Genomic DNA, 21,758 nt, shown 5'->3' with positions numbered 1-21,758 from the left:
ACCATGGGACCACTCGCATTTATTGGCCCGGTCATGTCCGTCATCACTTCCGTTTTGTCGGGTGGTGGCTTCATGGGTACCGTGAAAGAACTCATCAAAGCCGTTGAGCGGGGAGATATTTCCGCCGCCGATGCAGAGGCGCAGATTGAAACCGCATGGGCCGACGCGCAAGCGCGGATGACTGACGCTCTGGCTAAGTCCTCTTCTGAAATCTTTGCCTCGGCCCAAGAAACCATCCGGGCAAGTTTCAAGTCAGATGACCCAATGGTTCGGCGGGCATGGGCGTTCGTAGTCTGGTCGCAGACAAGCGTTCTGCTCTGGTACCAGATCGGGATCCCCGTTTACGTCAAGCTCTTCGGCGGCTCTTTCCCGGTCACCGGCGATGATCTCCTGAAGTGGGCTTACGCTCTTGTTGGTGGCGCGCTCGGTGTCGGGGCGTTGTCCGGGGTCAAAAGCTCCGTCACCGATATTCTGAAACGCCGGTAGGAATAGACAATGAGAGACGCCATAGACTGGCTTCACAACCACATATCCGGCCGCGTGGTCGTTATCGCTGCTTTCGCCCTCGTTGGCGCCAGCCTGCCCAAAGACCTGACCACGAGGCAGAGAGCGCAAGCCTTCTTCGTTGGCGCGCTGGCCGCTTTGGTGTTCGGTGAACCGGTTCGCGAATTTGTCGGATTTTCCGAGACGTGGGCATACGGTCTGGCCGGCATCATCGCCATGACCGGCCGCAACATCGCTGTCTACATCCTGCGTGCATCAAAAGACCCTGCTGAGACGTTTAGGGACTTTATGGATATCTGGCGCGGGCCGCGCCAAAAGTAGATAGCTGCGCTTGTTTGCATCCACTTTTTCGGATACTTTCTTGTCTCCAGTGGGGTGGCGCAGTCCGGTAGCGCGCTAGGCTCATAACCTAGAGGTCGGGGGTTCGAATCCCTCTCCCGCAACCAATATCCCTGGAGCGCTCGTCGACAGGCGTCAAAGGACAAACGGGTTACTGCAGCGACGAGGCGGTTTCCCAACCCAACAAGAAGGAAGAAGGCAGATGACTGTCCGCGCAAAGTTCTTCGTGAACTCCCTCACACACATAGCAACTCCCGGCAGCGACCCATGCGCCAAGATCGAAATGACGCCGGTTTACGGTTCGTATGGTGATGGCAAGGACAACGAGTCCTGGTCGCAATACACGCCGAGCGGATCGCTCGAAATGATGATCACGAACCCGGCGGCCATCGATCAGTTTGAACCGGGGAAGGCTTACTTCATCGACATCACGCCGGCAGACTAGCCCGCTGCGATTTTCCCTTAAGTGCAGAGGGGAAATAGAAACCGGTTCCTCTGTTCGGCACGGAGGAGCCGGTTTCATTTTGTGGGGGTGTCGTCATCCAGCTGCTTGTAGAAGTCTTCGAGCGGAACAAACTCGGGGCCTTTGTCTGTCACGTGAATAACGCCAATACCCGCGTGCATCATCGAGACGATGTCAGGCTCTGGGATTTTCCAGTAAGAGCCGACGCACTTTTCCAGAAGAGCAAGGGTGGCCTCTTTCGGCTTGTGCTTAGGCGTCAGTACCGTGAGAACGCCATTGCGATCGACGATCGGCGCCTGCACGCCTACAGGCGGTATGCCAAATCCAAACCGGATCCAGTCACCGGCTTTTACCTCGTTGCCGTCACCGTCTTTCATCGTTGCAGCACTTCAATTCTCAGGTCTTTCCACTTGACCAGCTCGACCTTTCCGTGAGCTGCAACGCGCTCGTCAGGCCGCGCCGGATACCCTGGAACATAGATATCCAGGTACTGAGGATCAGAGATCGCGTATTGCTTACGATGCTGGCTCACTCGCCTGACAAACAGCGTCCCATTCTCGATGTCTTTTTTAAGCGAAGGGCAGTGCAACATTGCCAAGCTCGCACATTCTTGATGCAGGAGTGGTTCAACCTGCATCACGCACATGCCGTTCGCGCCGTTGAACCGTGCCCGAGCATGAGACAATGAAATTTTGGTGCGACCCTTCAGAGACTTTCCGCAGATGTCACAGAGATCGTTGCAGATCGCCTCACGCTGACGAATCCAATGCGGATTGCCAAATGTAGGCTTACCAACACCCGGCGCAGACGACTGGCAGATCGCAGGCAGATGGATCACTGGGCATTTGGCAACGTAGTACTCATCCTCGCCGGTCCAGGCGACCGTGTAGGGGACGGGAACCGATCCAAACAGACGAATGCCGGCAGGAACACGCATTATCGTATCCCCACAATCGGCCGTGCATCGTGCAGAACGCCATCGATCAATCGGCCGGCTTTAGTCTTACCGACACGGCGAACAGTCGCGCCGCTCGGGAACCGGTAGTGCTCTCCCCTGCCTTCGATCTCGCTGACAGATGCGTATTCACCGTTCTGCTTGTGGTGGTAGGCGGTCCCGGTTGCGAGGCAATCGTCGCGGATCTCCCGGAACCATTCCGGATTCGACGGACGGGCGCGAAACTCGCCTTGGTTCGTCTCCCCGCCGGTGATTATCCAATCCAGCTTGTAGCGCCATTCCTGACGCGGATGGATCGGATTGAACTTGTGGTGACCTGGTCGCGAAAACGCTAGATGCTTTTTCAACGACCACGTCACTTCAGCGGACGTCACCTGGATGCGCCCAAGCATCGGCTCGATCGACACGAACGCAAACAGCGGGCCGAGTGTGGCCTTCGCGTTGATCAGCTCCCCGATGTTTCTGTCCCAGACAGTCTGGTTCTCAGCTGTGCAGCCCAAAGCAACGTTCTCGGGCAATCCCCCGGCGTCCTCTGACATTTCGACGATGTTCTGCGGCCGCTTGGTCAGGAGCAGCCAGATCAGGTTCGGAGTTTTTGCAATAACGTCCCTGAAATATGTACGCCGCCATGCATCCGGTACCGCATTGTCGAACGGATCATTGAGAGAGCCGCCGAACACGAACGGACGTTTGCCGCAGCGCTGGGCACGACGGTTCCAGGTGAAAGGCTTCTTGCGGTTGGCTTCGCTGGTGAGATCACGCTCACCATTTCCCACGCCCGCGCCACCCCATTTCACACGGTGTAGCCGGTTGTCCATCAGGTTCGCTGCATAGCACCCGTCGCACGCCGGTGAAATTCGGGTGCAGCCAACCCATTGATTGTGGGTGTGGTCAGCCCACGAGATATCTGTGATGTCCGCCATTATGCCGCCACCTCGTGCCGGATCCGCTCGCCATCAGGGCCGACCGCTTCAAGTTCATGAGGAACCCGCTTCACCTCTGCTTCGGCTTCCGAGCGAGTGTACTTTCCAGCGGTAATAGCGTCCGACGTGTAGCCGCAGTAATTGGGGCCATAGTAGGCGTTCTTGTCTCGAGCCCAGATCTGGTAAACCGGCTCATCGCCGAACAAGAGCTGCTTCAAAACCGCGGCGCGTTTGAAGTTCATGGCACGAATTGCCTTTGCCAACTCCCCTTCAAGCTTCTCGCGCCGCTTTCCGGCGTTTTGCTTGACCCGGAGATTGGTCGGCTCGTGGCAGCACAATTCAAAGCACGCGACGTTTCGAAGGCAGTGCTTGCCGCAAACAACCCACCACATATTGTTGATATTGTAGTACGCGACCCCGCGCCGGTACCTTCCATCACGCTCGACAAACCAGACAGTAGCGCCGTGCTCGATTGTGCCACCGTCCTTTGACTTGGCATTATTGGCGCAACTGCAAACCGGTCGGCCAAGGGTCTTGTCGCTATACCAGGCCTCGGCATATCGGCGCTCTATGCGCTCGATTGCTGTCATATTCTCTGTTTCAGAGGTGGAGACAGAAACCGGTGCGATCGTTTCAAGCCAAGCAGTGAAGCGGCTCATTTCAAGCTGCACACGTAACCTGTCCAGGTATTCCATACGCTGGAGTTTATCGAAGTCATACCTTCGACCGTTGCGATTGCAGATGGGCCACGTCACTGCCCAAAACTCGACCTTGATAGTGCGTCCGAAAATGTCGATTTCTGCACGCAGTGTCCCTTTCGAGGCAAGGCGCTGATTTGGGCTTAAGGTGGGGAAGTTGCGCTTGGTCGACGGGTCGGCATGGATGATCCATCCGCGATCCCGCATCTGCCTGATCAATGGCCCGAAAACTTCAGACCTGAACGAGGTGTCGCGGGGATCATCTTGCCAGATGCCATAGTGTGTGTCGTGGATCCGCACACTGATCTGGGAACGTAATTGTGTCATCAGTTAGCCCCCTCGCCAGTGAGCTCTCTGATCGCCGCGGCCAACTTCTCAGCAGGCCCTGTTTTTGCCTCGATGCAATGTCGACAGGGATCAACCTGGACAGTTTCCGCGTAACGGCAATACGCACCGGATGGATCATCGGTAGAGCGCGGAGCCTCGCTCTTGACTTCCTCCTGGTGCGCTCGCCGAAGCGTAAGCTTTCTTCCGCACTCGGAGCAGGCGAACGTCATTATCAGGTTTTCTCGGACTGAAAAGTCGGACATTGGATCATCCCTCAGTTAGCGAAAACGTTGTCGAAGTCCCGGCCAAGCGCACGGGAAAGATAGATGCGCGCCTCTGCAACACGACCGCAGCGCGCTTCGTCGCGCGCGATCTTGAGATCGTCCGAGGACATGTGTCTCATTAAACTGACGGCGGCTTTGCGACCTTCGCGCCCCCGGCTCTTGATCGCGAGGGCTTCCGCTTCGGAAAGCCAGTTTCGGTCGATCAACTCCTGCAAAAGCTGCTCAGCGGAGAAGTCGTCCAAATCCACTTCCACGTCGCTGCGCGTCGATGTTCCTACCCGCTTCCAGGACATGTGATGTCTCCCTCAAAGAAACCGCGCTACCCGGCGCTGAAGAACGCCGAGGTATTCGGTCATGTGGTTGCGTTGCTCGATCAGGAGGTCGCGGTCTGTCTCAGGCAGGCCGTGCCATTCGGCGCTTTCGATGAAGGCGCTCAGCTTCTCGAGCTTGTCGGCGAGCTCGCCACGTTCAACGAGAACACGGGTTTCGTGTGGCTTGCGGTCTGGGGCTGTCATCAGTCTGCCCTCCCCATCTGACGCCGCCGGCGGGCTTTCTCCTGCTCGCCGTTGTGCGGCATGTATTTGGAGCGGTCGACATGATGGCGGCGCTTTGCCACCTTCTTCTTGCACAAATTCAACCAAAACAATTCCGGAGCAGCCATCTGAGCCGGACCCAATGCGGAAAGGCCCATCAGCCAGGCAATGGAGCTGGAGAGAAATTTACGCATCGAAAGGCGTCCTCGCAGATCTGAGGTTGAAGTTCATCCGTTCGTTGACAGAGAGAATTGCGGACCGGTTCAGATCGATGAATGAGCAGGTCCACGCATTGAGCGGAGGTGCCGAGCCTTGGTCACGCAGACCAATCAACCAAATGAAGGCACGACGCTCCCAGCCATACAAATAAAGCCGAGGATTGACGCCGTCGTTCCATGCTTGAAACATTGCCGAGCTCAACAGGTCGGCCAACGCTTCAGCCGCTTGATGTTCCCGTTCCCTTGCGCGCCTCTTCTGGTTACGGCCGTAGCGTTTAGCCATCGTCTTCGTCTTCCATGACTGGCTGACGAATGACCGCGAGCACGATGTTGTTGTCGGAAAAGAGATAGTCTGGCTTTGCGACGATGACCTCATGTTGAGGCTCGTAATTATTGAGCACAAAAGCCGCCGCGACCAACCGTTCAGCGGGAACGGTGTAAGTCGTGTAGCCGGCTCCGGGCTTCCTCTCTTCTTCCTCGACACTTTTGTTCTTTGCTTTGACCACCTCGACGGCCTGAAGCATTTCAGCGAGGGAAATCTTGCCGAGGGGCTGAATTTTATCCCTCGACACCAATCCCATTGGATAGGTCACGCATGCATTGATGCATGCGACCACCTCAAGAGCGCGTTCCAGTTCCATCAGCCCTCTCCGCCGAGCAGATCGGGTTCGTAGAACTCGCAGACCAGTTCAGAGGTGTGCGGGTCGAAGGAGATTGTCTTGAAGTCTTCGACGGGATGACCGGCCTTGGAAATCACGGCCAGGTTCTTCCCGATCAGATTTGCTTGCCGGCCATTGGCCTGCGCCGAAATGGTGGCGATGGCCAGCTGGACACCCGGCATGTTCCGGCAAGACGCCGGCAGCTTGTTCAGGAGGTCGACGGTTTCAAGCATCCCGGATGCGAAACCCATCTCGAACAGATGGACGGGCTTGTCCATCTTGATACGTTGTTCGGTCATTGATTGTTTCCCTGTGGTTGTCTCTCAAAGAGACTTGCAACAGGAAAATATGGTATCCACTTTTGTGGACACTCTCAATCTTTTTTATCCGAAAAAGAGATTACGTGTCTTGATGCACGTCTTTTTCTGGCAGGCAAAACTTGCTTAACTTACTGCTTAACCTGAATGGCGTGTATGTGGCGGATTTCCGGGATTCCTACTCATAAAGCGAGTCCGGCCTGGGGAGCCATCACCACCTCTTCTTAATTCTCCCGAATGCTGCGTTTTTGAAGACTGGAACACTGTTCAGTGTCCAGGTTGATCTTATTCACATGCGATCTTGCAGCAATCTGCACCGCCTCAAAAATCGACAGCCATTTGATGCGAGCGCGTCTTTCGCAGTAGTAACGTTCCGTATCATCTTCCTAAACAACATTTCCTGGCTACGTTTGTAGCGAAGATCGCGCCTCCAGTGGCTCTGCGTTGTTGAATAGCGCTTCTTGATAAAGCTCCAGGTTGCTCCTATCGTGATTTCTCCAAAGGGAGCATCATGGAAAATCGCAGCTAAATCCAGCGCCCCCGAACCCGCAAATCTTCAAATGCGTGGTACCTTTTATGAGCGGCGACAACACACACACCATTGCCACCGTAACCGCAGCACCAGGTTATGCCGAATTTCTTGAAGCCTACTGCGACAAGGAACAGCCCCTGCTGATAAAGGGACTAGCGAAAAACTGGCCCGCGCGGGAAAGGTGGCAATCCGGCCGATTACGAGCAGAACTCCATACGCTGCCAAAGGTCCGCGACAGAGGTGTCTTTTTCGTCAGCCGCTCCCCCGTACTCGAACAAGATATCGAGATGCCGGACTTCCTGAAGGAGATCCTCGCGTCCGATCGGATAATGCAAGATTCCGTTGCCTGGAGGTTCTGGATCAACAGCAGGAACAACCGGACAGAGTTCCACTACGATACCAACGCCGAGAATGTCATTACAGTTCAGGTGAAGGGCCGTAAGGAATGGGTACTGGTTTCGCCCGAAACACCGTTACCGTGCTACCCGTTCACCAACTTCTCTCTACTGAAAGACGAAGAGCGATTGCTGCGGAACAAGCGATTCTACAAATTCGATCTGGAGGAAGGTGATCTTCTCTATCTGCCTCCACATTGGTACCACCGGGTGGTTGCCAAGGAAGACGAGAACATCAACATCAATTGGACTTTCACGAAACGCGAAACTTCGGTCATCTCAAAGGAATTCAAGCGTGACATGGAGCGGTGCGGCCTGCTGCATTCATTCAAGAACAGTGAATCCGCGCTGGTTCGGCGCTGTTACGAAACCGCTATCCGCGCCCTTCCAAATGTCGGCGGTATTGGCTGGGGTCTGAAATCGTTCATTTCATCACCCTATACGCCAAGCCGCGGAGCGTTGGTCAGCCGCTTCTTCAAGGAATTGCTGCAAATACCGAATACGCTGCTGACACTTCCAAACGTTCGCTCAACGCTGAAAAAGGTCGACAAGACCTAACCGGCGAACGCGCTGCCAATCCCACAAATTTGGCGCGGTATGTAGACCACCAGCGTATATGCCGGGCTACGTATTCGAGAATTGCTCTCCCGCAATCCATACGCCCTCGACCTCATAGGCATTGCCAAGCTGTACGAAGTCAGCCGGATAGCCTTCTTCGAAACGACCGAGCGGGCGCCCGAGAACGTCCGCAGGATCACTGGTCGCCATTGCAAGAGCAGCTTCGACCGGAAGCTCGAGTGTACCGGTGAGAAACTTCAAGGACGCCGGCAAATCTATATCGGCGCCGGCAAGCGTGCCGTCTTCGAGGGTCAATGTGCCATCGCGGCGAAAGATTTCCCGACCTCCGAGAAAGAAGGACGTAACATCGGTGCCGGTCTGGGACATGGCGTCGGTAACGATAAAGATCCTGCCCGGGCCAGTCTTTGACTTGAGCGCAACCCGCATCGCGACCGGGTCGACATGGACACCATCAGCAATGATGCCCACGTTGAGCGCGCCCAGATCGAGCGCGGCGCCCACAAGGCCGGGTTCGCGGTGTTGCAACGGGCTCATGGCGTTAAAAAGATGGGTGACCATCGAAGCACCCGCTTCAGCAGCTGTCTTGCACTGCCGGTATGTTGCTCCGCTGTGGCCAAGACTGATGTGAATTCCCGCGTCAGCCAATTCCCGCATCTGTTCTGGCGGCACCGTTTCCGGTGCCACAGTCATGATGAGGCTTGGCAATTCCCGCGCCGCGCGCTGGTAAAGCGCCATATCTTCGCGGTTCAAAGGCCGGATCAGATTCGGGTCATGCGCCCCCTTGCGCCCCGCGAACAGATGCGGCCCTTCGAGATGCAGACCGTGAAACCCCTTCACGCCCCGCGACCATGCGGCAATTGCCAGATCAACGACTTTTCGCGTCACCTCGGGCGTGTCCGTAATCAAAGTCGGTGTCAGGGCTGTTGTCCCGAGGCTGACATGGGCGGCGCAAATACGTTCGATATCGTCGACTGTTTCCGCATCCCCCAGCATCAAGCCACCGCCGCCATTGACCTGCAGATCGATCAATCCCGGTGCGAGAATGCCGTCACCAAGATCGACAGTCTCTACGCCAACGGGCACCTGATCGGCCGAAAGAAGGCCAGCCACCTTGCCATCTTCGACAAGCAGGGCAGCATTCGCATGGATTTTCTCACCATCGAAAACCCGGCTGCAGAGATAGGCGGTTGTGGAGGTCATACGGTCTGGGTGACTTTCTTCAGGTGCTTGGGAACGTCCGGATTGAAACCGCGCTGCCGTGCAAACCATTCGATGAAGGCGTAGAAAGAAACAATCTGCACCAAGGCGTCGGTCAATGGATGCCCGGTTGCCTGGAACGCCAGCTTTTCTGCCCGCTCCACCTTGTCGGTCGTTGCAAAAACACTTCCACCCTGGTCCCCCATGCGATCCGCAGCCTGGGCTAGCCCCTCTTCGGCTGCATCGCGCACACCAAGTGCCAGGATCGGGTATCCGTTTTCGACGATCGAGACAGGACCGTGCATTACCTCGGCGGACGAATAAGCCTCCGCATGGATCTGGCAGGTTTCCTTGAATTTCAACGCAGCTTCATTTGCGATTGCCAGACCAGGTCCACGTCCAATGACATAAAGCGACCCCCGCTGCTCGATCGGCTTGGCAAGCGCGCGCCAGTCCTTGTCGATTGCTTTTTCAAAATGCTCCGGCAAGGCAGCCAACGCGTCGAGCAGTTCCTTGTCAGCTCCGATTTCCGCCAAAAGCAGCAGGCCCGCCAAGACGGAATTGACGAAGGTCTTGGTCGCCGCGACGCTACGCTCAGGACCTGCGCAAATATCGATCGCGGCGCTGGAAAGCTTTGCCAGTTCACTTCCCGACGTGTTGGTAAACCCTACCGTGAAAGCCCCCTGCTCGGTTGCACTTTCCACAACCGAGAGACTGTCCGGGCTGGCGCCGGACTGGGAAATTGCAATCACAAGAGCCTGACCCAGCTTGACCTTGCCACCGTAAACCGAGGAAACGGATGGGCCGAGAGAGGCCATGGCAAGACCAAGGTAGATCTCCGAGGCATATTTGAGAAACGTCGCAGCGTGGTCAGAAGAACCGCGAGCGACGCTTGCCAGGAACACCGGCGCGCCTGCCTTCTTTGCAATGTCGCGGATCAACGGGTGTCCATCGGCCAACAGACGGCGCGCAGCGTCCGGGATTTCTTCGATTTCCCGGCGCATGTGCGTCGGCGTGGCCATGGTACTTGCTTCAATCATCAGGATTAGTCTTCCGAAATCTGAAGTTCGGCGATGAAGTCATATGCATCGCCGCGGTAAACGGAACGGGTGAATTCGACGACATTTCCGGACGCAAGATAGGACACACGTTCTATTTTCAACCCGGCAGACCCGGCCGGCACACCGAGAATGTCGGCATCGATAGGCTCAAGATTGCGGGCTGAAATGCGCTGGATAGCGCGAACAGGCTGCAAACCGGCAGCGCGCAGGATGGCATAAAGAGACGTGGTGACCCGCTCCGGATGAGGCAGGACGCTCTCGGAAAGAGAGGCACGCTCGATTGCCATCGGGGTACCGTCAGCCTTGCGAAGCCTGTCGACGCGGGCAACGCGCTGTCCTGACGTGAGACCGAGCGTGAACATTTCTTCGGGCGACGCTGGAAACAGTCCGCGGCGCAGCCACTCGCTGCTGGCGGAAAGACCACGGCGTGCCATATCCTCGGAAAAGGACGTCAGGCTGGAAAGGCGCTGTTCAACTTTATGCACCTTGGGCGCAACGAAGGATCCGCTGCCGCGCTTCTGGACAACGACCTGATCCTCAACAAGACCGGCAACTGCCTTGCGCACCGTCACACGGGACAGATCCGTAATGGAGGCAATCTCGCGTTCAGACGGAAGCGGCTCATTCTCCTTCAGCACGCCGTCGTCAATAGCCTGCTGAATGCGCCGCCGCAGCTGCAGGTATCGGGGACCGCTGGAATTCGCCAACCAGTCACCATTTTCCAGCAAGGAAATGAAGTCAGTCATGAAAAGGGGCGCCTTAGGAGATGAAAATAATACCTTTCAGATACCAATTTAAACTCTATCGAAACCGAAAATCAAGTGTTAAAACAATTTCCGAACCTGCATCACCACTGCTGGAGCACCAAACGGAAACGTTCCAGGCGCGTGATTGCCTTGAGAGACTTAATTCCGCGATACGAAACTTGGTGTGCCTCCGAGTTCCTGAACCATGAATTTGCCGACGACCGAAGACCGCGATCCGATTTCCATTGGCCTGTCCAAAAAGTCTGATGAAGACGTCCTGTCGCTGCTGCTGCAACGGCAGAAAGATGCGCTGAATGCCACCGAAACGGCCATCCCGGAGATTGCAAAAGCCGCCGAAGCACTTCAGACAGTCACTGTTTCAGGTGGGAAAATCGGTTATGCCGGCGCCGGCAGTGCCGGACTGACAGCCCTGGCGGATTGCCTGGAATTGCCGGGAACGTTCGGCTTTCCCGTTGAGCGGATGCGCATGCTCTATGCCGGGGGGGCTGCAAACCTGCTTCACCTCGCCGGCACATATGAGGACGACGAGGAAGCCGGCTTCGCTGACTTTCAAAAATCAGGCCTTGGAGAAGGAGATATCCTGATTGCAGTTTCTGCAAGTGGATCAACTCCTTATACTCTTGGCACGTTCAGAGGTGCACAGTCGGCACGCACAAAAACCGTTGCATTGGCAAACAATCCAGACACTCCCCTCCTCCGTCAGGCAGATTTTCCGATCTTCCTGAAAACACCTCCTGAAATCATCGCAGGCTCTACACGTCTCGGGGCGGCAAGCGCCCAAAAAGCTGCACTCAACATGATCTCTACATTGGTGGCACTGAGGCTTGGACACGCAGTTCGTGGTCACATGGTCAATCTGGTTGCGGATAATGAAAAACTGCGCCAGCGCGCTTATCGCATCCTTCAGGATCTGACGGGCTGTACAGCAGAAACTGCAGCGGAAAAGCTCCAGCAGGCCCAAGGCAGAGTGAAGGTTGCGGTTCTCATGATTCGAGAAGGCCTCGACGCGGAAAGCGCCGAAATGTCGCTCAACGAACACAGCGGAAACTTGCGTCCTTTCCTTTGACACGTGCCCGCGCTTCCAACAGACACTGGGCACACTTTCGAACATAATCTCGCCCACAAACAGCAGGTTGAGCCTTCTCACGGCACTATTGAGCTTGCGCGATGTAGCCGTTGTTTTTGACAGGTGTCAGCCGCCCAATTCCTTTAAAAAATGATGCCAATTTCTTTTTTTGGTTTACTACCAATGCGATTGGTTGCATATTGGTATTATAACTGGACGTTAACAAATATAACCCAGAGGCGTTTGAACAGGCGATGACCACCTGTTTTGATATTGGCGGCTCCTTCATCCGACATGGAGAGCTCCAAGCGGATGGAACCGTTGCGGAAAAAGGCCGGGTAGCGACACCCGGATCTGACTGGCAGGCGTTTGTAGACGCGATTGCCGACTGCTCCGGGCCGGATGGATCTCCTATCTCGATTTCGCTTGCAGGCGCCTTTGATACCCGCAGCGGCATCGCGGATGTGGCCAACATCCCCTGCCTGCATAAACGACCCGTACAATCGGACCTGGAAACCGCCCTCAAACGTCCTGTCGCCATTACAAATGACGCCAATGCTTTTGCGCTTGCCGAAGCCGTCGACGGCACCGGACGGGGCAAGCCGGTCGTTTTCGGTATTATTCTCGGGTCTGGTGTCGGTGGCGGGCTTGTCGTCAATGGCACGCTTGTTACCGGTTATGGCGGCATCGCGGGTGAATGGGGTCACGGCCCCATCATGGACCCGACAGCTGGCGGCCAGTTGAAAGGTATTGAGCACTATCCCTGCGGCTGCGGCCAGACAGGATGCATCGACGCGATCTGCTCGGCCCGTGGCATGGAGAAGATCCATCGGTCACTGCATGGGCTGGATCAGGCAAGCAAGGATATTACTGCCGCCTGGCATGCCGGTGATGCAGCAGCCACACAAACGCTCGACGCCTTCACCACTCTGCTTTCGCGAGCGCTCTCCGCTTTCGTCAACACACTTGGTCCGGATGTCATACCGGTGAGTGGTGGCCTTTCGAACGATCTTGTTCTTCTCGACGTGATCGATCGAAAGACGCGTGACCTTGTTCTTGCCAACTATAGCGAGCCACTCGTCATCAAGGGCGAATTTGCCGCCAATGGCGGCCTGCATGGTGCCGGCATCGTGGCCCGTACGCTCATCAAGGAGGCGGCCCGGTGACCAGGATCCCCCTCGAGGTATGTGTAGACACCCTCGAAGGCGCCTGGACGGCAGCCGAAAACGGCGCTGACCGAATTGAATTATGCGCAGCTCTGTCCGAAGGCGGCCTGACCCCTTCCCAGGGGTTCATGGTGGCCGCGGCCAGACTACCGGTTCCTGTCTACGCGATGATCCGCCCCCGATCCGGTAATTTTGAGTACTCGGACCTGGAAAAGGCCTTGATGCTGCGCGACATCCACGCGGCTGAAAAAGCAGGTCTTGCGGGAATCGTGATCGGGGCAGTCGACAGCCAGCACAATCTCGATCGAGACTTTCTGGCTGCATCCCTGAACGGCACCAGACTGCCGGCAACTTTGCACCGGGCCATCGACACCGCACGCGACTACGAAAAAGCGATTGAAGACGCGATCACGCTCGGTTTTGAACGCGTGCTGACCTCTGGACAGGCCAGCAAAGCAGAACACGGCCTTTCACTGCTTCAGCAGGCGGTCAATGTCGCTGCAGGGCGGATTTCCATCATGGCAGGATCGGGTGTCACCGCCGCCAATGCTTCCCAAATTCTCAAACGATCCGGCGTGCAGGAACTGCATGCGTCCTGTTCTTCCGTGAAGCCCTTGCCGGAGCCGCAGGACCTGGAAACGCGCCTCGGCTTCGTTTCCAAGGCAGGCATCAAGGACACCGATGGAAACGTCGTCCAGGCACTTCGCCGTGCCATGGACCAATTTACGGAGGCCGCAGCATGAAGACCGGCTATGTCGGACTGGGCGCGAGAATTGCCAATGTCAGCAACTGCCTGCAGGAGGTTTCAGGAGATCTTGATCCCTGCGCTTACGTCGACCCGACACCCGCCGGCCTCAAGCATGTCGAAGGCAAGTGCGGCCACAGTCTGACCGCCTACACTGATCTCGACAGGATGATCCGGCAGGAGAAACTAGACCTCCTGATGATCGGGTCTCCCAATTTCATGCACCTCGATCATCTACGAACCGCGCTCAAATCCGATGTTCGCTACATCTTCTGTGAAAAGCCGGTTGTCGTGAGCGAAGAGGAAACCTTCGAACTCCTGTCACTGATGAAGGAACACGGTGGATCGAAACGTGTCCTTGTCGGACTGGTGCTGCGATATTCGCCGCTCTACACCGAACTTCAGAAAAGTCTCAAGTCCGGCCAGATCGGCAAAGTGGTCTCGATCGAGGCGTCCGAGCATATCGGCCCCTACCACGGGTCCTTCTTCATGCGCGACTGGCGCCGCTATGACCGGAATTCCGGCGGCTTCATGCTGGAAAAGTGCTGCCACGATCTGGATCTCTACCAGGGTGTGACAGGTTGTCGGCCGCGTTTCGTTTCCAGCTTCGGCGGACGCAAGAGCTTTGTTCCGGAGAACCGGCCGGATCAGGACCATACCTTTCCGACACCGAAAATCGAAGGCAGGGTCGATCCGTTCACACCACGCTGGGGTGGTGGCAACGCCGACTTCGACAGTGATGGCGACATCATCGACTACCAGACAGCGCTGATCGAATACGAGGACGGCGCGAACCTCTGCTTTCACACCAACATGTATGTACCGGACGAATTCCGGCGCTTTGCCGTCATGGGGACCAAGGGCATGGCGGAAGGAGACTTCATTCGGAATTACTACCGGGTGCATGACGCCCTGACATCCGCCTGCCTGATCGACAAGCCGCAGGTCGTTGATGCCAGCCGGCACGGCCACTATGGCGCCGATGAAGCCATGGCGCGTGACCTCGACCATTACTTCCGCAACGGCGGACATCTGCCGGTCAGTGTTCTGGATGCGCTTGAGGCCGGTCTGACGGCGATCAAGCTGGACGAAGCGCGCCGGACGCGCAGCGTCATCGACCTTGCCGAAACCTGGCAGCAATTCGACAGCTACGGCGTGGCATAGGGGGCACCATGGCGCACTCGCGAAAGAAGACTGACTATTTTCCTTATCTGCTTCTGGTGCCGGCGTCCCTCGTTATGCTGGCTATCGTCGCCTATCCGCTTTTTGAAACATTCCGGCTTTCCTTCACCAACACGAGCATGAGCCCGAACTACGAATACGTAGGGCTGGAAAACTACGAAAAGCTCATGTCGCGCCGCTTTCCGGAAGTGATTGCGCGCACCTTCTACTGGATGGCTCTCTCTGTAGCGCTGAAAATGCTGATCGGAACCCTGGGAGCCGTGCTTCTCAACGCGATGGTGCCGGGTCGCACCCTGTTTCGCGTGCTGGTCATGCCGCCGTGGGTGATCCCGATTGCCATTGGCGTCTTCATCTGGGGATGGATGTACAACGGTCAGTTCGGAATGATTTCCGGAATGGCCCAACGGCTCGGCATTCTGAGCGGGCCGTTCGAATTCCTCGCCTACAAGAACTCCGCCTTCATGTCGACCATCGTGACGGACGTGTGGATCGGTGTTCCAATGGTGACGCTTTATCTGCTGGCCGCCATGCAGTCCATTTCGAAGGACCTTTATGAAGCGGCCTGGGTGGACGGGGCCTCTCGGCTCTACAGGTTCCGCCGCATTACCTTGCCACTGATCATTCCCTCGATCGCGACGATGGCGCTTCTATCGGCCATCGCCACCTTCAACTCCTTCGACATCATCTGGATTCTGACCGAAGGCGGTCCACGCGGCGCAACCACCACGATGATCATCGACACCTACAAGACCGCGATCAGCCGCTTCAAATACGGCGAAGGCGCCGCCAGAACGGTGATGATCGTGGTGTTCCTGGGCTCGTTCATGCTGGTCTATTTCATGCTGCTGTCGCGCCTTGCCAAAAGGAGCCCGCACAATGCTGCATAAGTATCGCTGGTACGAATATGTGTTGATCTATCTCGGTCTCGCGGTGTTCCTGACCTTCGTCCTGGCTCCTTTCGTCGAAGCCTTCGTGGTGTCGCTGAGGCCGCTCAGCAGCCTGTTCTCGATCCCCTACAAGTTCATCACCGACAAGATGAGCTTCGATGCCTACATCACCATGTGGCAGAACGTGCCGCTGTTGTGGGTCTACATGCTCAACTCGTTCTTCATCGCCACGGTGGTGACGGTCCTCGGGCTGTTCTGCATCATCCCGGCTGCCTATGCCTTCGCCCGGTTCGAGTTTCCAGCGCGAAACTCTCTGCTCGGCATCTTCATAGCGGTGAACATGTTCTCCGGTGCGGTGCTAATCATTCCGCTGTTCAAGCTGATGCAGCAATACGGGCTGCTGAACACCTATTTCGCGATGATTGCGCCAGGAACGGCCTTCGTCATTCCGACCGGTATCTGGCTTCTGCGCTCCTATCTGATCCGGATTCCCAAGGAGCTTGAAGAAGCGGCCTGGGTGGATGGCGCCGGCAAGATCTACACGCTCTGGCGCGTGATCATTCCCGTGGCGTTGCCGGGCATCGTGGTGGTTACGATCACCGCTTTCATCACCGCTTACGCGCAGCAATTCATCTATGCGCTGACCTTCAACTCCGTGAATGAACTGAACCCGCTTCCAGTGGGGCTGTTCCAGTTCTTCGGACGCCAGACCGTGGTCTGGAACGAACTCATGGCCGCCAGCCTCGTGGGCATCCTCCCCGTGCTGTTCGTCTATGTGTTCCTGCAACGTTTCATCGTCGCCGGTCTCACGGCAGGCGCCGTCAAAGAATAACAAAAAGAAGAAACCAACCAGAAAAGGGAAAACAGATGACACTTAAATCAGTGCTATTGGGAGGGGTCTTCGCGCTCTCTCTCGTCGGAGCCTCCCAGGCAGAAGACAAGGTCATTCACATGATCAACTGCGGCGACAACACCGGCGCCGGAATTCCATTGCAGGATGAGTTGATCAAGGGTTGGGAAGGCGAAAATCCGGGCTACAAGGTCCAGCTCGAGTTCGTTCCCTGGGGCCAGTGCCAGGAAAAATCCACGACGCTCGCGTCCGCCGGTAACCCGCCGGCCGTTGCCTACATGGGTTCGCGCACGCTGAAGCAGCTCGCAGCCAATGACCTGATCATTCCGGTCAACATGACAGAAGAAGAAAAGGCCACCTACGCGGCACCGATCCTGGCAACGATCACTGCCAACGGGCAGCAGTGGGGTCTGCCGCGCGCCTTCTCCACCAAGGCACTCTACTGGAACAAGGATCTCTACGAGGCTGCAGGCCTGGATCCGGATACGCCGCCGAAGACCTGGGACGAAATGTACGATTTCGCCAAGGCTATCAAGGACAAGACCGACTCTGACGGTTTCGGCCTCGCGGCAGCGTCCTTCGACAACACCATGCACCAGTTCATGAACTACGTTTATACGAACGGTGGTCAGGTCATCAACGAAGACGGCGAAATCGTCTTCAATTCCCCAAACAACGTTGAAGCCCTCGCTTTCTACGGCAAGATGGCCGAAGTCTCGCAGCCGGGCCCGATCGCCTATGACCGCGCGAAGCTGCGTCCGCTGTTCTCCGAAGGCAAAATCGGCATGTTCATTTCCGGTCCCTGGGAGCGCACCCGCGTGACCGACGTGAACTGGGGCGTCGCACCGATCCCGGTCGGCCCGTCCGGCACTCCGGGCACTTTGCTGATCACCGACTCGCTGGCCGTTTTCAAGGGGTCCGGCGTTGAAGAACAGGCGCTTTCACTCGCAAAGCTTCTGACCAACCCGGAAAACCAGATGGCCTTCGAATTGGCTGAAGGGTTCACGCCGCTGCGCGATCTGCCGGAAGTGCGTGCGCTGGTTGAGAAGGACCCGACCTGGTCTGCTTTCCTCGATGCGATCCCGACCGGTGGTCCGGAGCCGTTCGTCACCGATTACGTCGGCCTTCAGGATTCGATCAACGAAGCCGTTCAGGGTGTTGTCCTTGGTGAAGTCGATCCGGCTGAAGCCGTCGAAATCGCTGCGGAACAGCTTGAGGAATTCAAGTAACACCTTGAGCACTGTCCGGGCCCCCCTCTCCCACATTCGGGGGCCCGGTCACCTCTTCAAAAAAGGAATGACCATGGGCGAGTTGCAGCTGCGCGACGTACGCAAAAGCTATGGCCATATGGAAGTCATCAAGGGTGTCAATCTTGATGTGGACCATGGCGAATTCATTGTTTTTGTCGGTCCGTCCGGATGCGGAAAATCGACCTTGCTGCGCATGATTGCAGGGTTGGAGGAAATCACGGGCGGCGAAATCACGATCGAGAACAAGGTCGTCAACGATCTGCCGCCGGTCAAACGCGGCATCGCCATGGTATTTCAGTCGTATGCGCTCTATCCGCATATGTCTGTCTACGAGAACATCGCCTTCCCCTTGCGCGTCGAACGCCTTTCCAAGGACAAGGTGGAGGAGAAGGTTCAAGCCGCTGCCGGCATTCTTCAACTGAAGGAAAGACTGCAGCACAAACCGGGCGAGCTCTCCGGCGGGCAACGCCAGCGCGTCGCCATCGGCAGGGCCATCGTGCGCGAGCCTTCCGTTTTCCTGTTCGACGAACCCCTGTCCAATCTGGATGCGGCACTACGAGCGGAAATGCGTGTTGAACTTGCCAAGCTGCACACGGAACTTGACGCGACCATGATCTACGTCACCCACGACCAGGTTGAAGCCATGACCATGGCGGACCGGATCGTGGTGCTGGATCACGGTATCATCTCCCAGGTCGGTTCGCCGCTGGAGCTTTATCACAAACCGCAGAACACCTTCGTTGCCGGCTTTATCGGCAACCCCAAAATGAACTTCATCGAGGTGTCCGGAAAAAGTTCCGGTCCTGAAGGCGTTGTCGTCACCTTGCCATCAGGCAAGGACCTGACAGTCAAGGTAGATGCCGCGGAAGAAGTTGCAGGAAAGAGCCTTACCCTTGGTATTCGCCCGGAACATCTGACACTAGGCGCTGCCGATGCCTCCATAGAGATTGTTCCGACCGTCGTTGAACATCTCGGCATTCACACCGTCACCTACAGCATGGTTGCCGGTGCCAAGTCCACTTTTTGCAGCGTCTTGCCCGGATCCGCCCCGGCGAAAGTTGGTGTGTCGGTTTCCATGGGACTGAAGGGTGTGGATTGCCACCTGTTCGACGGTAACGGAAACGCTTTTGACCGCCAGCTTTCGCTAGAAGAACTGGATGCTGCGGACATGCATATCTGACACTTGCCATCAGATGCCCCAAATAAAAACGACCGCCCGAAAGGCGGCCGTTTGAAATTTCGGGAAACGGCGGGCAAGCCGTCTGGAGGACTAGACGACTTGCCCACGGGCGGCGACCGTCTCGATGCGGGTCACCACGCCGTCTCTGTGAAACACCAGGCGGTCGAAAAGGTTTGAAACCACGCACGTATGGTTGGGAATGATCCGGACCCGTTCGCCGATCTGCGGTTTTTTGCCGGACTTCGTCAGGTCGACGACGGCATGCTCCTCGCTGAGCGCCGCAATGGATGCCTCCGGATAATCGATCAACAGGCCGTGGTCGGAAAAACCCAACAAATCGGACGTCAACGCTTTCGATCCCGCATCCAGAACCGCCCGGTTTTCGGTCGGCCTGGAGACGACTGTGGCCAGCACATGCATGGCGCAATCGTCAAAATCGCACATACCGGCACGCACCATCGAGCGGTCGTTGAAGATATAGGTTCCGGCCCGGTGCTCCGTCGCACTAGGCACAAGATCACTGTCGAACAGGCTCGGTGAACCTCCATGCGAGACGACGGGGCACTCAAGACCTGCCTGTTTCAGAAGTGACAGTGTTTCAGAAAAAAAAGCTTCAACCGCCGTTTCGGAGGATGCCTTCGGATAGGTCAGCAGACCATGGAATACCAGTCCGGGCGATGCATCGATGCGCTTGGCCAGCGCGACCGCAGCATCCGGATTTTGCACGCCGTTGCGTCCGGCCCCTGTATCGCATTCGACCAGAACCTTCAGCGGCTGATCCCCGGAAAACGCACTCGCCAGACCGTCGACGACAACTTCATTGTCGGCAACAACCTGCAGATCCACCTTGGTATTCAACAACTTCAACCTGTCGAGCCGTGATTTGCCGAGCATATTGAAGGTGATCAGGATATCGGTGAAGCCTGCGTCGGCGAACACTTCCGCTTCGCTTATTTTCTGGCAGTTGATACCGCGTGCGCCGTAGGCCAGCTGCAATGCGGCCAGCGCCGGGATCTTGTGTGTCTTGATATGAGGCCGGAAGTTCCGGCCTATACGGTCGAAATACTCCTGTGCAACCTTGATGTTCGTCTCCATGACCGTTTCATCGATCACGGCGACAGGGGTCAGAAGATCCTGCACTGACAGCCCGACACTCATCGCTTAGCCTCCCTTGCGGCCGGCAGTGCCGGCACTGGTATCGGTTTCATGCCCGCTCGTGTTGACTGCCTCGTTGATCGGCCAGATATCCCTCGGCGCTTTCTTATAGGGGGTTACCCTCGGGTCGTTGGGATAGGGACGTCCGGCGGCGCAATAGAGGATCAACGGACTGATGCGGGCAAACGATTGATGAAAATGGTTCGTCGACTTGACCACCAGGATCTTCCTTTTGGTCGGATCGATACCGAAGTTGGAAAACAGGCTCGTGTCGAAGCATTGGGCGCGGGTCGAATTCAGGATCACTTCGATCCCGCCAATCCGGATCAGACTCGCGTCACCGATGGGAACGATGCTCTGGCCAAAAAACTGCTCTGCATTCCGGATGTTGCGGAGAATCTCAACTTCGGCGTCAATCGGCTCACCGGTTTCCGGTGCTGATTTCGCTCCGAACCGCAGCATCATGCGAGCCCCCTCGCCCGCTGCGTGACAGAGCTGAACGGCTACCGGGTCCCAGATTGAGCCGAAGGCAATATTCTCGAGGTTACCGGCCATGGCTTCTGCCAGCAGGACGGTCGCATCCCCGGCCGTTCCCCCACCAGGATTGTCCCACATGTCAGCGATCGTGACCGGACCGCCTTCACAGGACAGTGCCTTGGCGTAGGCTTCGGCCGGAGTAAGTTCAGCACTTCGCACCTTGCCGCGCAGCTTGAACAGGGCCTCTCCAAGATCACGGGCAACTTCGGACCCAAGTGCCGGATCGTTGTTTGTCACTGCCAGCAACTTGGTCCCCATTTCGGGGACGTCGCCCGCCATGAAGCCATGGATGACCGAGAGAGACAAAAGGCCCGGCGTTTCCTGCTCCCGGCGGATCATGTCATCGACAAACCGGCGCATAGGCTCGGATGTTGTCGGGAAGACGTCAATCATCTTGGGATCGTAAACGCTCATTACAGGTTTGACTTCGCCTGCAACCGCTTGCCCAGCAATACGCCATGCATCCTCGGCCCGATCGACGAAATCGATGTGGGGAAATTCCTTGAAGGCGATGAGCGCGTCAGCCGCGGCAACACGCTTTGCAGTCAGATGACTGTGCGGGTCGAACGTTGCAATAACAGGGACATCCGGGCCGACCGTGGATCGAATTCGGCTTAGCAGATCCCCTTCCGGATCATCATACCCGTCAGCCACCATCGCACCATGCAGGCCAATGACGACAACGTCGAAAGGTCCACCTGCCACGATCTGATCCAGAATTTCGTCACGCAAGCCCTCAAAGGTCTGCCGCGAAACCAATCCGGCCGGATCTGCCCACGCCGCGGTACCTTCAACCAGTTCCCAGTCGTTTTCACAGGCAAACCGGCGCCCCACGGTGACGACGGCAGAACACAGGGTCGGGGTTTCCGGATGCTCCCCCGGCCTTGCCAGCAGCGACGCCCTGAATGCGTTGATATCTATCCGGATCGGTGAAAACGTGTTGGTTTCTGTTGCCAGAGCTGCCGTAAAAGCGCGGGGCTTCGTCATGA

General features: G+C 56.8%; 27 protein-coding genes and 1 tRNA gene. 13 read left to right on the top strand and 15 right to left on the bottom strand.

Translation table 11 applies throughout. The features are described 5' to 3' along the window. Window positions 1-3: 3 nt before the first annotated feature. The 4 genes from J7447_RS07700 (at window position 4) to J7447_RS07685 (ending at window position 1,288) form a co-directional block, all read left to right on the top strand. A complete protein-coding gene (locus J7447_RS07700; protein ID WP_209169219.1) occupies window positions 4-486 on the top strand; it encodes a hypothetical protein in 483 nt (160 codons plus the stop codon). 9 nt (window positions 487-495) lie between these two features. Continuing rightward, complete coding sequence (locus J7447_RS07695; protein WP_209169218.1) at window positions 496-825, top strand: hypothetical protein; 330 nt, start codon at window positions 496-498, stop codon at window positions 823-825. A 48-nt stretch (window positions 826-873) separates the two neighbouring features. Then, window positions 874-950: transfer RNA gene (locus J7447_RS07690), tRNA-Met, on the top strand. A 95-nt stretch (window positions 951-1,045) separates the two neighbouring features. Next, window positions 1,046-1,288 (top strand): hypothetical protein, encoded by a 243-nt coding sequence (locus tag J7447_RS07685; protein ID WP_209169217.1) that lies wholly within the window; start codon window positions 1,046-1,048, stop codon window positions 1,286-1,288. A 74-nt stretch (window positions 1,289-1,362) separates the two neighbouring features. On the opposite strand, the gene J7447_RS07680 is transcribed toward J7447_RS07685, so the two are convergent. The 10 genes from J7447_RS07680 to J7447_RS07635 all read right to left on the bottom strand — a co-directional run bounded on the left by J7447_RS07680 (window position 1,363) and on the right by J7447_RS07635 (window position 6,202). Next, on the bottom strand, window positions 1,363-1,683 hold the full coding sequence (locus J7447_RS07680) for a hypothetical protein (protein WP_209169216.1): 321 nt from the start codon (window positions 1,681-1,683) through the stop codon (window positions 1,363-1,365). Beyond that, the gene (locus J7447_RS07675; RefSeq protein WP_209169215.1) at window positions 1,680-2,243 is read right to left on the bottom strand and encodes a hypothetical protein; all 564 of its coding nucleotides are present in this window, start codon (window positions 2,241-2,243) and stop codon (window positions 1,680-1,682) included. Before J7447_RS07675 ends, J7447_RS07680 begins: the two co-directional genes overlap by 4 nt. Then, window positions 2,243-3,184, bottom strand: a complete 942-nt coding sequence (locus tag J7447_RS07670; RefSeq protein WP_209169214.1) for a DUF5131 family protein — start codon at window positions 3,182-3,184, stop codon at window positions 2,243-2,245. The genes J7447_RS07675 and J7447_RS07670 overlap by 1 nt, the downstream gene beginning before the upstream one ends. Next, the gene (locus tag J7447_RS07665; protein WP_209169213.1) at window positions 3,184-4,209 is read right to left on the bottom strand and encodes a hypothetical protein; all 1,026 of its coding nucleotides are present in this window, start codon (window positions 4,207-4,209) and stop codon (window positions 3,184-3,186) included. Before J7447_RS07665 ends, J7447_RS07670 begins: the two co-directional genes overlap by 1 nt. Before the next feature lie 274 nt (window positions 4,210-4,483). Next, entirely contained in the window at window positions 4,484-4,786 is a 303-nt protein-coding gene (locus J7447_RS07660) for a hypothetical protein (protein WP_209169212.1), read from the bottom strand. A gap of 12 nt (window positions 4,787-4,798) precedes the next feature. Next, window positions 4,799-5,008: a hypothetical protein gene (locus J7447_RS07655; protein WP_209169211.1), complete on the bottom strand. Its 210-nt coding sequence runs from the start codon at window positions 5,006-5,008 to the stop codon at window positions 4,799-4,801. Further along, complete coding sequence (locus tag J7447_RS07650; RefSeq protein WP_209169210.1) at window positions 5,008-5,220, bottom strand: hypothetical protein; 213 nt, start codon at window positions 5,218-5,220, stop codon at window positions 5,008-5,010. Before J7447_RS07650 ends, J7447_RS07655 begins: the two co-directional genes overlap by 1 nt. After that, window positions 5,213-5,527, bottom strand: a complete 315-nt coding sequence (locus tag J7447_RS07645) for a hypothetical protein (RefSeq protein ID WP_209169209.1) — start codon at window positions 5,525-5,527, stop codon at window positions 5,213-5,215. Before J7447_RS07645 ends, J7447_RS07650 begins: the two co-directional genes overlap by 8 nt. Next, window positions 5,520-5,885: a hypothetical protein gene (locus J7447_RS07640; protein WP_209169208.1), complete on the bottom strand. Its 366-nt coding sequence runs from the start codon at window positions 5,883-5,885 to the stop codon at window positions 5,520-5,522. The genes J7447_RS07645 and J7447_RS07640 overlap by 8 nt, the downstream gene beginning before the upstream one ends. Further along, window positions 5,885-6,202: a hypothetical protein gene (locus J7447_RS07635; RefSeq protein WP_209169207.1), complete on the bottom strand. Its 318-nt coding sequence runs from the start codon at window positions 6,200-6,202 to the stop codon at window positions 5,885-5,887. Before J7447_RS07635 ends, J7447_RS07640 begins: the two co-directional genes overlap by 1 nt. 594 nt (window positions 6,203-6,796) lie before the next feature. Here J7447_RS07635 and J7447_RS07630 point away from each other — a divergent pair. After that, window positions 6,797-7,705, top strand: a complete 909-nt coding sequence (locus J7447_RS07630; protein ID WP_209169206.1) for a cupin-like domain-containing protein — start codon at window positions 6,797-6,799, stop codon at window positions 7,703-7,705. A 66-nt stretch (window positions 7,706-7,771) separates the two neighbouring features. Here J7447_RS07630 and nagA read toward each other — a convergent pair whose 3' ends face one another. The 3 genes from nagA to J7447_RS07615 are packed head-to-tail and all read right to left on the bottom strand — an operon-like array spanning window position 7,772 to window position 10,730. Next, on the bottom strand, window positions 7,772-8,926 hold the full coding sequence (nagA, locus tag J7447_RS07625) for an N-acetylglucosamine-6-phosphate deacetylase (RefSeq protein WP_022998778.1): 1,155 nt from the start codon (window positions 8,924-8,926) through the stop codon (window positions 7,772-7,774). Beyond that, window positions 8,923-9,963: an SIS domain-containing protein gene (locus J7447_RS07620; RefSeq protein WP_286188974.1), complete on the bottom strand. Its 1,041-nt coding sequence runs from the start codon at window positions 9,961-9,963 to the stop codon at window positions 8,923-8,925. The genes nagA and J7447_RS07620 overlap by 4 nt, the downstream gene beginning before the upstream one ends. A gap of 5 nt (window positions 9,964-9,968) precedes the next feature. Further along, window positions 9,969-10,730 (bottom strand): GntR family transcriptional regulator, encoded by a 762-nt coding sequence (locus tag J7447_RS07615; RefSeq protein ID WP_075283015.1) that lies wholly within the window; start codon window positions 10,728-10,730, stop codon window positions 9,969-9,971. A gap of 205 nt (window positions 10,731-10,935) precedes the next feature. Between J7447_RS07615 and J7447_RS07610 the strand changes: the two genes are divergently transcribed. The 8 genes from J7447_RS07610 to ugpC all read left to right on the top strand — a co-directional run bounded on the left by J7447_RS07610 (window position 10,936) and on the right by ugpC (window position 19,077). Then, window positions 10,936-11,817, top strand: a complete 882-nt coding sequence (locus J7447_RS07610; RefSeq protein WP_152506677.1) for an N-acetylmuramic acid 6-phosphate etherase — start codon at window positions 10,936-10,938, stop codon at window positions 11,815-11,817. Between the two features lie 254 nt (window positions 11,818-12,071). Beyond that, window positions 12,072-12,983, top strand: a complete 912-nt coding sequence (locus tag J7447_RS07605) for an ROK family protein (protein ID WP_168693089.1) — start codon at window positions 12,072-12,074, stop codon at window positions 12,981-12,983. After that, window positions 12,980-13,726 carry a copper homeostasis protein CutC gene (locus J7447_RS07600; RefSeq protein WP_209169205.1) on the top strand — a complete coding sequence of 249 codons (747 nt, stop codon included), beginning with the start codon at window positions 12,980-12,982 and terminating at the stop codon, window positions 13,724-13,726. The genes J7447_RS07605 and J7447_RS07600 overlap by 4 nt, the downstream gene beginning before the upstream one ends. Beyond that, window positions 13,723-14,892, top strand: a complete 1,170-nt coding sequence (locus J7447_RS07595) for a Gfo/Idh/MocA family oxidoreductase (RefSeq protein ID WP_209169204.1) — start codon at window positions 13,723-13,725, stop codon at window positions 14,890-14,892. The genes J7447_RS07600 and J7447_RS07595 overlap by 4 nt, the downstream gene beginning before the upstream one ends. Before the next feature lie 8 nt (window positions 14,893-14,900). Continuing rightward, window positions 14,901-15,797 carry a sugar ABC transporter permease gene (locus tag J7447_RS07590; RefSeq protein WP_022998785.1) on the top strand — a complete coding sequence of 299 codons (897 nt, stop codon included), beginning with the start codon at window positions 14,901-14,903 and terminating at the stop codon, window positions 15,795-15,797. After that, window positions 15,787-16,629, top strand: a complete 843-nt coding sequence (locus J7447_RS07585) for a carbohydrate ABC transporter permease (RefSeq protein ID WP_022998786.1) — start codon at window positions 15,787-15,789, stop codon at window positions 16,627-16,629. Before J7447_RS07590 ends, J7447_RS07585 begins: the two co-directional genes overlap by 11 nt. A 35-nt stretch (window positions 16,630-16,664) precedes the next feature. Then, window positions 16,665-17,876, top strand: a complete 1,212-nt coding sequence (locus J7447_RS07580; protein ID WP_031268566.1) for a sugar ABC transporter substrate-binding protein — start codon at window positions 16,665-16,667, stop codon at window positions 17,874-17,876. A gap of 73 nt (window positions 17,877-17,949) precedes the next feature. Next, window positions 17,950-19,077: a sn-glycerol-3-phosphate ABC transporter ATP-binding protein UgpC gene (ugpC, locus tag J7447_RS07575; protein WP_209169203.1), complete on the top strand. Its 1,128-nt coding sequence runs from the start codon at window positions 17,950-17,952 to the stop codon at window positions 19,075-19,077. A gap of 90 nt (window positions 19,078-19,167) precedes the next feature. Here the strand turns inward: ugpC and J7447_RS07570 are convergent, their stop codons facing one another. Together J7447_RS07570 and J7447_RS07565 are read right to left on the bottom strand one after the other, a co-directional pair. After that, on the bottom strand, window positions 19,168-20,235 hold the full coding sequence (locus J7447_RS07570) for a D-TA family PLP-dependent enzyme (RefSeq protein ID WP_168686905.1): 1,068 nt from the start codon (window positions 20,233-20,235) through the stop codon (window positions 19,168-19,170). Window positions 20,236-20,238: 3 nt separating this feature from the next. Continuing rightward, window positions 20,239-21,756, bottom strand: coding sequence for a M81 family metallopeptidase (locus J7447_RS07565; protein WP_209169202.1), 1,518 nt, complete (start codon window positions 21,754-21,756; stop codon window positions 20,239-20,241). Window positions 21,757-21,758: the final 2 nt, after the last annotated feature.

This window comes from Labrenzia sp. R5_0 (genome assembly GCF_017743835.1).
Classification (GTDB): Bacteria; Pseudomonadota; Alphaproteobacteria; order Rhizobiales; family Stappiaceae; genus Roseibium; species Roseibium algicola.
This window is presented reverse-complemented; position numbering and strand designations above follow the sequence as displayed.

Excerpts from the sequence above, each read along its gene's own strand:
- J7447_RS07700 (WP_209169219.1), top strand. The coding sequence starts at position 4 with ATGGGACCACTCGCATTTATTGGCCCGGTCATGTCCGTCATCACTTCC.
- J7447_RS07695 (WP_209169218.1), top strand. The coding sequence starts at position 496 with ATGAGAGACGCCATAGACTGGCTTCACAACCACATATCCGGCCGCGTG.
- J7447_RS07685 (WP_209169217.1), top strand. The coding sequence starts at position 1,046 with ATGACTGTCCGCGCAAAGTTCTTCGTGAACTCCCTCACACACATAGCA.
- J7447_RS07680 (WP_209169216.1), bottom strand. The coding sequence starts at position 1,683 with ATGAAAGACGGTGACGGCAACGAGGTAAAAGCCGGTGACTGGATCCGG.
- J7447_RS07675 (WP_209169215.1), bottom strand. The coding sequence starts at position 2,243 with ATGCGTGTTCCTGCCGGCATTCGTCTGTTTGGATCGGTTCCCGTCCCC.
- J7447_RS07670 (WP_209169214.1), bottom strand. The coding sequence starts at position 3,184 with ATGGCGGACATCACAGATATCTCGTGGGCTGACCACACCCACAATCAA.
- J7447_RS07665 (WP_209169213.1), bottom strand. The coding sequence starts at position 4,209 with ATGACACAATTACGTTCCCAGATCAGTGTGCGGATCCACGACACACAC.
- J7447_RS07660 (WP_209169212.1), bottom strand. The coding sequence starts at position 4,786 with ATGTCCTGGAAGCGGGTAGGAACATCGACGCGCAGCGACGTGGAAGTG.
- J7447_RS07655 (WP_209169211.1), bottom strand. The coding sequence starts at position 5,008 with ATGACAGCCCCAGACCGCAAGCCACACGAAACCCGTGTTCTCGTTGAA.
- J7447_RS07650 (WP_209169210.1), bottom strand. The coding sequence starts at position 5,220 with ATGCGTAAATTTCTCTCCAGCTCCATTGCCTGGCTGATGGGCCTTTCC.
- J7447_RS07645 (WP_209169209.1), bottom strand. The coding sequence starts at position 5,527 with ATGGCTAAACGCTACGGCCGTAACCAGAAGAGGCGCGCAAGGGAACGG.
- J7447_RS07640 (WP_209169208.1), bottom strand. The coding sequence starts at position 5,885 with ATGGAACTGGAACGCGCTCTTGAGGTGGTCGCATGCATCAATGCATGC.
- J7447_RS07635 (WP_209169207.1), bottom strand. The coding sequence starts at position 6,202 with ATGACCGAACAACGTATCAAGATGGACAAGCCCGTCCATCTGTTCGAG.
- J7447_RS07630 (WP_209169206.1), top strand. The coding sequence starts at position 6,797 with ATGAGCGGCGACAACACACACACCATTGCCACCGTAACCGCAGCACCA.
- nagA (WP_022998778.1), bottom strand. The coding sequence starts at position 8,926 with ATGACCTCCACAACCGCCTATCTCTGCAGCCGGGTTTTCGATGGTGAG.
- J7447_RS07620 (WP_286188974.1), bottom strand. The coding sequence starts at position 9,963 with ATGATTGAAGCAAGTACCATGGCCACGCCGACGCACATGCGCCGGGAA.
- J7447_RS07615 (WP_075283015.1), bottom strand. The coding sequence starts at position 10,730 with ATGACTGACTTCATTTCCTTGCTGGAAAATGGTGACTGGTTGGCGAAT.
- J7447_RS07610 (WP_152506677.1), top strand. The coding sequence starts at position 10,936 with ATGAATTTGCCGACGACCGAAGACCGCGATCCGATTTCCATTGGCCTG.
- J7447_RS07605 (WP_168693089.1), top strand. The coding sequence starts at position 12,072 with ATGACCACCTGTTTTGATATTGGCGGCTCCTTCATCCGACATGGAGAG.
- J7447_RS07595 (WP_209169204.1), top strand. The coding sequence starts at position 13,723 with ATGAAGACCGGCTATGTCGGACTGGGCGCGAGAATTGCCAATGTCAGC.
- J7447_RS07590 (WP_022998785.1), top strand. The coding sequence starts at position 14,901 with ATGGCGCACTCGCGAAAGAAGACTGACTATTTTCCTTATCTGCTTCTG.
- J7447_RS07585 (WP_022998786.1), top strand. The coding sequence starts at position 15,787 with ATGCTGCATAAGTATCGCTGGTACGAATATGTGTTGATCTATCTCGGT.
- J7447_RS07580 (WP_031268566.1), top strand. The coding sequence starts at position 16,665 with ATGACACTTAAATCAGTGCTATTGGGAGGGGTCTTCGCGCTCTCTCTC.
- ugpC (WP_209169203.1), top strand. The coding sequence starts at position 17,950 with ATGGGCGAGTTGCAGCTGCGCGACGTACGCAAAAGCTATGGCCATATG.
- J7447_RS07570 (WP_168686905.1), bottom strand. The coding sequence starts at position 20,235 with ATGAGTGTCGGGCTGTCAGTGCAGGATCTTCTGACCCCTGTCGCCGTG.
- J7447_RS07565 (WP_209169202.1), bottom strand. The coding sequence starts at position 21,756 with ATGACGAAGCCCCGCGCTTTTACGGCAGCTCTGGCAACAGAAACCAAC.